The following is an 8,246-nucleotide window of genomic DNA, read 5'->3' as shown; positions in this document are numbered from 1 at the left end:
CGCGACAGCGGCCATGGCCGCACCGAAGTGCGCCGCGCCAGCGTGCTGCCGCTTGCCAGGCTCAAGGACGCGCCCGCCTTCCCCGGCCTCAAGGCCATTGGCCGTGTCGAGGCCCTGCGCACCACTGGCGACGGCAAGACGACCACATCGGTCCGCTATATCGCCCTCTCCAAGGTGCTGACGCCCAACAAATTGGCTGAGACGGTTCGTGCCCACTGGACGATCGAAAACCAGTTGCACTGGAGCCTTGATGTTGTCTTCCACGAGGATGACGCCCGCACCCGAAAGGACTACGCGCCACAAAACCTGGCCGTCATCCGCAGGCTCGCCCAAAACATCTTGGCTGCCCATCCCCTCGACAAACCAATCGCCAGCAAGATGCGCAGGGCCAATTGGAGCAAAGACTTCTTCTATGAACTCTTTACTCATATGCGATAGCCCTGCCCTCCGGAGGGAGAGGAAAGGGAGCCTCGTGGCTCGGGAGAGGAAGAAAGCCTCGGCCTAGGAGGACAGGCGTCGGCTCGGACAGCTTTGCGCCTTTCCTCTACCCCGTCGATCGGGGGAGAGGTGTCGAGCGTAGCTCGACGGAGTGGGGGTCGACCCTTGGCGCGCCCGCGCTATGGATCACAAGGTTAACCCCGCGCTGCCTGCAGTCGGTTGTAGTCGTGCAGCGTGCGGCTGAGCCTTCGGCGCAGGAAATTCGAGATGTTGTCGAAGACGAAGACGACGAACAGCGTCAGCAGCACCATGTAGAAGACGTTGGCCCAGTTCGAATTGGTGCGCATGGCTTCCCACAGCTTCAGGCCGATGCCGCCGGCGCCGACGGCGCCGATGATGGTCGCGCCGCGGGTGTTCGATTCCCACTGGTAGAGCGTCTGGCTGATGAAGATCGGCACCACTTCCGGCAGCACGCCGTAGCGCTGCACAAGCAGGCCGTTGGCGCCGGTCGAGAGCACGCCTTCGCGCGGCTTGTCGTCGATGTTTTCCAGCGCCTCGGAATAGGTTTTGCCGAGCGTTCCGATCTCGGCGAAGAAGATCGCGGCGCTGCCGGCCAGCGGGCCGGGGCCGAAGGCGCGGGTGAAGAACAGCGCCCAGATCAGCATGTCGACCGAGCGCATGAAATCGAAGAACCGCTTCAGCACCTGGCTGAGCAAGCCGCTCGGCGTAATGTTGCGGGCGGCGAAGAAGGAGAGCGGGAAGGCGACGATGCCGCCGAGCAGCGTCCCCAAAAACGCCATGACGATGGTCTGCAGCAGCTTCGTCCAGACGTCGCCATGCTGCCACTGCGCGTTGTTCCAGATGTTGTCGGCGGCCAAGGCAAGGTTCGATGTGCCGGGCTTAAGCTCCGGTCCCGAGATGATCAGCGAGAACACCTCGCCGGCCGATTTGCCGAAGAAGGGCGAGCGCGTGTCGAAGACGAAGTTCGCCCAGCCGAGGAAGCGCTTGCGCACCTTGACGCGGTCGACGGTGACGCGCACCTCGCCGACGAAGCCCATCTTGGCGACGATTTCGTCATCATGGACGGTGACCCAGTCCGGCACCGGGCCAGTCACCACCGGCTTGCCGCCGGTGAGCGAGATTGGAATGGTCTCGCCATATGCGACGATCGTCGCCCTGGTCTTGTCGAAGGTGACGGATTTGGCCTCGCCGTCGATCTGCACGGTGTAGGTGCGGTCGGAATTCCTGATCACCCAATCCGGATTGGGGTTTTCGCCAAGTGCGGAGAACCGCGGATATTTCGGCGTGATCTCCGGCTGGTCGAGGCGGAATTCGGGCTGCAGGTCGTAGCTGATCCATTGCGACAGGAAGAGCGGCAGGCGCTCCCAGTGGGACTCGCGCAGCACCTGCGGCAGGCTGAAGAACCACAGGGCATAGGCGAGATAAAGCGCGGTGCCGGCGATGAGGAGCAGCGGCCAGAAGCGCTTGTAGAGAGGCCGCCGGAATACCTGCGGAAAGCGTTCCTCGATCGCTCTGATTTCGTCGGCTGTCATCGTTGCCATGTCACGCGCTCATCGGGAAGGCTTGCTCACCAACCAGCCTGCGGCGCAGCCAGGCGGAGAACTGGTCGACGAGGAAGATGGTGACGAAGAGCAGCAGCACCAGCGCCAGCGTCTTGGCGCCGAAGCCGCGCGAGATTGAAAGCTTCAGCTCCTCGCCGATGCCGCCGCCGCCGACCGCGCCCATGATGGTCGAGATGCGCACATTGATCTCGATTCTGAGCAGCGTGTAGGACATGAAGTTGGGCAGGACCTGCGGCAGGTCGGCGAAGCGCACCCGCTCGATCCAGTTGGCGCCGACCGCGCGCAGGCCCTCTTCGGGGCGCATGTCGATGTTCTCGTTGATCTCGTAGAACAGCTTGCCCAACGCGCCGATCGAATGCAGGCCGATGGCGATGATGGCGGCGACCGGCCCAATCGAGACGATGGCCGCGAACAGGCCGGCAATCACGATCTCCGGAAAGGCGCGCAGCAATTCCATCAGACGCTTGACCATCAGCCGCAGGATCGGGCTCGGCGTCAGGTTGCGCGCGGCGATGAAGGAGAAGGGAACCGCGAAGACGAAGCCGATGAAGGTCGAGACCAGCGCCACGTTGACGGTGGTCAGCATCAGCTCGAAATATTCGGGGATGTAGAAGCCGCCCCAGATATAGACGCGGCCGAGCGGGAAGTTGAATTCCTGCGTGCCCTTGTCATGCGGCGAGGCGATGTCGAACAGCGCCCGCCAGACGTCGTTCCAGTCCTTCGGGATCAGCCAGCTCAGGAAGTCGAGGATATGCGGCAGCCGCTCGAAGAAATGGCCCGCATTGGCTTCATCGGCAAACCACATGGTGGCACACATGGCGACCAGCAGCAGGCCGACGCCGAGCGCGGTGTAGAAGCGGCGAAGCGAGGTCTGGCGCCGCCAGGCATCGGCCTGCTGCCTTGTCGCTTCGGAGTGGATCGTCGCCGAAGTTGTCATAATTGGAGCATGCAAAAAGGGCGGCGCCTCACCGCGCCGCCCTTTTTCCCGATGCCGTCAGCCGCCGATGGCGGCTTTGCGGGCTTCGATGATGACGTTGTAGAAGTCAGGCTTGACCGGCACGTAGCCTGTGAAGTCGCCGCCCTCGACGCCTTCGAAGCAAGGCTTGTCCTTGGTCGGCAACTGGGTGAAGAAGTCGGCGAGCTTGGCGGTCATCTCAGTGCCGAGCGCGGTGCGCACGACCAGCGGACCGTTCGGGATCAGGCCCGAGCGCCACACCTCGACGAAGTCGTTCGGGTCAACGGCGCCCTTGGCGACTTCCTTGTGGAAGGTGCCGGAGGTGTAGCCGTTCTTGAAATCGCCGATGCCCGAAGAATCGTCCACCGCCACGTCGACCTTGCCGTCACGGACGGCGAGGATGTTGTTCTCATGGCCGCCGTTGAACTGGGTCGAGGCGAAGTAGGTCTCGTTGGAGGCGCCGGTGTCCTTCGGAATCTGGGTCAGCGGGATCAGATAGCCCGAGGTCGAATCCGGATCGGCATAGCCGAGCTTCTTGCCCTTGGCCGACTTGATGTCGGTGATGCCGGAAGTCTTCAGCGCCAGGCCGATCGAATAGTAACCGGTCGAGCCGTCGGTCTGCTTGGTGGTGAGGATCGGAGTGACGGCGTTCGGGTCCTTGAGATAGACGCTGGCGTAGCCGGACGCGCCGAGCTCGGCGAAGTCGAGCGTGCCGCCGAGCAGGCCCTGGATGACGCCGTCATAGTCGGCGGCCGGGAACAGCGACACCTTCTCGAAGCCGAATTCGGCCTTCAGGTGGTCGGCAAGGCACTGGTAGTTGCGCAGGCGGTCGGTTTCGTTCTCGCCGCCGAGGATACCGACGCGGAACTCCTTGATGTCGGCGGCATGCGCTGCGCTTGCGGCCATGGCCAGTATCGACACGGCGCCAAAAACCATTTTCCTGAACATTTGACCTCTCTCCTGTTTTTGCCGGCTTCGCGCCGGCAGCGTTCGAATTTTTGAGTTCAGCCTTTGACGCGGGCGGGCGATCCAGGTTGCTCTTGCCGAAATCCAAAATCTGCCCGGAACCGCTTCGGCCGGGGCGCTGGACTCAGTAGCCGGGGAAGGCTGGTTCGAGCGGGCCGGCGGATGCGGTGATCTTCGGCTTGATGCTGACGCTGGTCGACGTGATGGCCTCGGAAATCTCGACGCCGTTGGCATCGGCGCCGTAGACGGTGCGCACGGCGTCGCGGTCGAGGTCCTCGGGCGCGCCGTCGAAGACGACCTTGCCGGCGGCCATGCCGATGATGCGGTTGCAGTAGGCGCGGGCGGTGTCCAGCGTGTGCAGGTTGGTGACGACGGTGATGCCTTCGCGCAAATTGATGTCGCGCAGCGAATCCATCACCACCTTGGCGTTCAGCGGATCAAGCGAGGCGATCGGCTCGTCGGCCAAAAGCACCTTCGGCTGCTGCATCATGGCGCGCGCGATGGCCACGCGCTGCTGCTGGCCGCCGGAGAGCGTGCCCGCCGGCTGCAGCGCAGTGCGGGCGATGTCGAGGCGCTCGAGCGCGGCGACCGCCTCGGCGCATTCGGTGCGCGAGAACATGCCGAGCAGGTTGGACAGCGTGGAGCGGTGGTTGAGGCGGCCGAGCAGCACGTTGGTGAGCACATCGAGGCGCGGCACCAGGTTGAACTGCTGGAAGATCATGGCGCAGTCGCGCTGCCAGCGGCGCAGCGGCGAGCCCTGCAGGCGCGAGACCTCGGCGCCATCGAAAAAAATCGATCCCTGGCTGGGATCGATCAGACGGTTGATCATGCGCAACAACGTCGACTTGCCGGCGCCGGAACGGCCGATGATGCCGACCATCTGGCCCTGCGGGATCGAGACGTTGATATCGGTGACGGCGGTGTTCTTGCCAAATCGTCGGGTTATGCCGCGGATTTCCAGCGTGGCCGATGATGCCGACATACCAAAGCTCCAGTCCGTCGCGGTTTTGCAGGTCTGTTAACCCTCGCTAGCGCAGGCCGATGAAGCTGGGGTGTCGGATCGATGTCAGTTTTGTTACGACCCACAGGCAACCGATGAATGGTTCTCTCCTTGCTGCCATTCACTGCTGCCCATTCACAATCGTTAGCCGCCATACTTCTCCAGGAAAGCCTCTGCCGAGAGCTCGCGGAAATCGTCGAGCGCTGCGCGCAACCGGGCATGGTCCCAGTCCCACCAGGCAAGCACCTGGTAGCGCTCGGCCGTGCGGCGGTCGAAGCGCTCGCGGATCGGCTTTGCCGGCACGCCGGCAACGATGGTGTATGGCGCGACATCCTTCGACACCACGGCGCCGGCGCCGACGGCCGCGCCGTCGCCGACGGTCACGCCGGGCAGGATGGTCGAGCCATGGCCGAGCCAGGTGTCGTGGCCGACGGTGACGCGCTTGGCGCGGCGCTCTGCGAAGAACTCGCTCTCATGTTCGGCGTCGTCCCAATAGTCGGAGGCGCGATAAGTGAAGTGGTGCAGCGTCGGCCGCCAGGTTGGGTGGTTGGTGGCGTTGAGGCGCACGCTCGCCGCGATGTTGGAGAACTTGCCGATGGTTGCACACCATGCGGCGCAGTCCTGCATCATGTAGGAATAGTCGCCGAGCTCGCTTTCAGAAACGCGGCTGCGCTCGGCGATCTCGGTCCAACGGCCGAGCGTCGAGTTTTCGACCTGTGCCGTCGGATGGACGAGCGGCGCCTCCGAAAGTTTGCTCATGCGGCGACCCTGCCTGCGGCGAAGGCGGTGACGTCGATGATGCGGTCGGCCACCGCATCACGAACGTCCTGATCATGGAAGATGCCGAGCAGGGCGACGCCCGCCGCCTTCTTGCCGGCGATGAGCTCGACCACGACATCTCGGTTCTTCGCGTCGAGCGAGGCGGTCGGCTCGTCGAGCAGCAGGATCGGATGCTCGGTGATGAAGCCGCGCGCGATGTTGACGCGCTGCTGCTCGCCGCCGGAGAAGGTCGCGGGCGGCAGCGCCCAGAGCTTTTCCGGCAGATTGAGCTGCGAAAGAAGCTCGCGTGCCTTGTCGCGCGCGGCCCCCCGGTCCTCGCCACGCTCGACCAGCGGCTCGGCAACGACGTCGAGTGCCGGTACGCGCGGCACGGTGCGCAGGAACTGGCTGACATAGCCGATTGTTTGCCGGCGTACGGCAAGCACAGTGCGCGGGCTGGCGCTGGCGACATCGATCAGCCCGCCCGCGTGCTGGACGATGATCTGGCCTTCATCGACGGCGTAGTTGCCGTAGAGCATCTTCAGGATCGAGCTTTTGCCGGCGCCGGACGGCCCGCCAAGCACGGCGCATTCGCCGGCGCGGATCGAGAACGAGACGCCAGCCACCACCGGCAGCGTGACGCCGTCACGCAGATGCATGGTGAAGCTCTTTGCGACGTCCGAGACAACGAGGGGCGTGGCCATACTAGAGTCCTTTGTCTTTCCGCATGATCCGATCCGAAAACCGGCTTCCACTTTTCGGGATCATGCGGGTCACACCTGCAAAATCGAGGAAACGAGCAACTGGGTGTAAGGCGCACGCGGGTCGTCGAGCACGCGGTCGGTGAGGCCGCTTTCGACGACCCGGCCGTCCTTCATCACCATCATGCGCTGCGACAAGAGCCGCGCCACGGCGAGGTCATGGGTGACGACGATTGCCGCGAGGCCGAGATCGGTGACCAGCCCGCGCAACAGATCGAGCAGGCGCGCCTGCACGGAAACGTCGAGGCCGCCGGTCGGCTCGTCCATGAACACCAGCCGCGGTCCCGTCACTAGGTTGCGGGCTATCTGCAGGCGCTGGCGCATGCCGCCGGAAAAGGCGCGCGGCTCGTCGTCGATGCGGTCCTCGTCGATCTCGACACGCGACAGCCAGTCGACGGCGGTGGCGCGGATCCTGCCGTAGTGGCGGTCGCCGACGGCCATCAGCCGCTCGCCGACATTGGCGCCGGCCGACACCGTCATGCGCAGGCCGTCCGCCGGGTTCTGGTGAACGAAGCCCCAGTCGGTACGCATCAGGAAGCGGCGCTCGGCCTCGCTCATCCGATAGAGCTCGTGCCATTGGCCGTCGCGCATGCGGTAGCTGGCCGTACCGGAAGAGGGCAGCAGCCTGGTCGACAAGCAGTTGAGCAGCGTCGTCTTGCCCGAGCCGGATTCGCCGACCACCGCCAGCACCTCGCCCGGCCAGAGGTCGAAGGAGATCGCCTCGCAGCCGACGCGCGAGCCGTAGAATTTGGAAAGATCGGAGACGCGCAGTAGCGGTTCGTCGGTCATCTTGCCTCCTTACCCTCTCCGTCGTGAGGAGGGGCGGCGCGCAGCGCCGGGCTGGGGGTTGCAGGGCTCGCCGCCAGGTCACCCCCACCCGCGCCTTCGGCGCGACCTTCCGACAAGGGGGAGGAAGGGTCGGCGCGCCGCTTCTCGCAATGGTCGGTGTCCGAGCAGACGAACATGTGGCCGCCATGGTCATCGAGAATGACCTCGTCGAGATAGACATTCTCGGCGGCGCAGAGCGCGCAAGGCTGGTCGAAGGTCTGCACCTCGAAGGGATGGTCCTCGAAGTCGAGGCTGACGACGTCGGTGAAGGGCGGCACCGCATAGATGCGCTTCTCGCGGCCGGCGCCGAAGAGCTGCAGGGCCGGCGAACGATGCATCTTCGGATTGTCGAATTTCGGCGTCGGTGAGGGGTCCATCACATAGCGGCCCTCGACCTTGACCGGATAGGCGTAGGTGGTGGCGATGCGGCCGTGCCTGGCGATGTCCTCGTAGAGCTTCACATGCATGAGGCCGTATTCCTCGAGCGCATGCATTTTGCGGGTCTCGGTCTCGCGCGGCTCGAGGAAGCGCAGCGGTTCGGGGATCGGCACCTGGAAAACCAGCACCTGGCCCGCGTTGAGCGGATGCTCGGGGATGCGGTGACGCGTCTGGATGATGGTCGCCCTTGCCGTCTCGGTGGTGACGGCGACCTTGGCGACCTTCTTGAAGAAGGCGCGGATCGAGACGGCGTTGGTGGTGTCGTCGGCGCCCTGATCGATGACCTTGAGCACATCGTCCGGCCCGATGATGGAAGCGGTGACCTGCACGCCGCCGGTACCCCAGCCATAAGGCATCGGCATCTCGCGCGAGGCGAAGGGCACCTGGTAGCCAGGAATGGCGATGCCCTTCAGGATGGCGCGGCGGATCATCCGCTTGGTCTGCTCGTCAAGATAGGCGAAGTTGTAGGTGGCGATGTCGGTCATGGCGATCACACGCGCTCTGTGCTATGCATTTGG

At 64.4% G+C, this 8,246-nt stretch carries 8 protein-coding genes and 1 pseudogene; 1 reads left to right on the top strand and 8 read right to left on the bottom strand.

Features of this window, described 5'->3' with window-relative positions; genetic code table 11:
* On the top strand, positions 1–438 hold a 438-nt coding region (locus A9K71_RS29685; protein ID WP_156752778.1), incomplete at its 5' end, for an ISAs1 family transposase.
* 194 nt (positions 439–632) lie between these two features.
* Here A9K71_RS29685 and phnE (A9K71_RS29680) read toward each other — a convergent pair.
* From phnE (A9K71_RS29680) to A9K71_RS29645, 8 genes and pseudogenes are all read right to left on the bottom strand, one after another.
* Positions 633–2,000 (bottom strand): phosphonate ABC transporter, permease protein PhnE, encoded by a 1,368-nt coding sequence (gene phnE, locus A9K71_RS29680; protein ID WP_067004162.1) that lies wholly within the window; start codon positions 1,998–2,000, stop codon positions 633–635.
* Between the two features lies 1 nt (position 2,001).
* Positions 2,002–2,958 (bottom strand): phosphonate ABC transporter, permease protein PhnE, encoded by a 957-nt coding sequence (gene phnE / locus A9K71_RS29675; RefSeq protein ID WP_067004160.1) that lies wholly within the window; start codon positions 2,956–2,958, stop codon positions 2,002–2,004.
* 57 nt (positions 2,959–3,015) lie between these two features.
* The gene (gene phnD / locus A9K71_RS29670) at positions 3,016–3,924 is read right to left on the bottom strand and encodes a phosphonate ABC transporter substrate-binding protein (protein ID WP_067004158.1); all 909 of its coding nucleotides are present in this window, start codon (positions 3,922–3,924) and stop codon (positions 3,016–3,018) included.
* 142 nt (positions 3,925–4,066) lie between these two features.
* Complete coding sequence (phnC, locus tag A9K71_RS29665) at positions 4,067–4,924, bottom strand: phosphonate ABC transporter ATP-binding protein (protein ID WP_067004156.1); 858 nt, start codon at positions 4,922–4,924, stop codon at positions 4,067–4,069.
* A gap of 162 nt (positions 4,925–5,086) precedes the next feature.
* Positions 5,087–5,701, bottom strand: coding sequence for a DapH/DapD/GlmU-related protein (locus tag A9K71_RS29660; protein WP_067004154.1), 615 nt, complete (start codon positions 5,699–5,701; stop codon positions 5,087–5,089).
* On the bottom strand, positions 5,698–6,405 hold the full coding sequence (phnL, locus tag A9K71_RS29655; protein WP_067004152.1) for a phosphonate C-P lyase system protein PhnL: 708 nt from the start codon (positions 6,403–6,405) through the stop codon (positions 5,698–5,700). Before phnL ends, A9K71_RS29660 begins: the two co-directional genes overlap by 4 nt.
* A 69-nt stretch (positions 6,406–6,474) precedes the next feature.
* The gene (gene phnK / locus A9K71_RS29650) at positions 6,475–7,251 is read right to left on the bottom strand and encodes a phosphonate C-P lyase system protein PhnK (RefSeq protein ID WP_067004150.1); all 777 of its coding nucleotides are present in this window, start codon (positions 7,249–7,251) and stop codon (positions 6,475–6,477) included.
* Positions 7,252–7,385: 134 nt separating this feature from the next.
* Positions 7,386–8,213, bottom strand: a pseudogene (locus tag A9K71_RS29645) (alpha-D-ribose 1-methylphosphonate 5-phosphate C-P-lyase PhnJ); the annotation flags it as partial.
* Positions 8,214–8,246 lie beyond the last annotated feature (33 nt).

Origin of the sequence: Mesorhizobium sp. WSM3873 (assembly GCF_001672445.1) — a bacterium.
In the GTDB taxonomy this organism is placed as follows: Bacteria; Pseudomonadota; Alphaproteobacteria; order Rhizobiales; family Rhizobiaceae; genus Mesorhizobium.
Note: the sequence above shows the minus strand (reverse complement) of the source record. Positions and strands in the feature narration are given on the sequence as shown.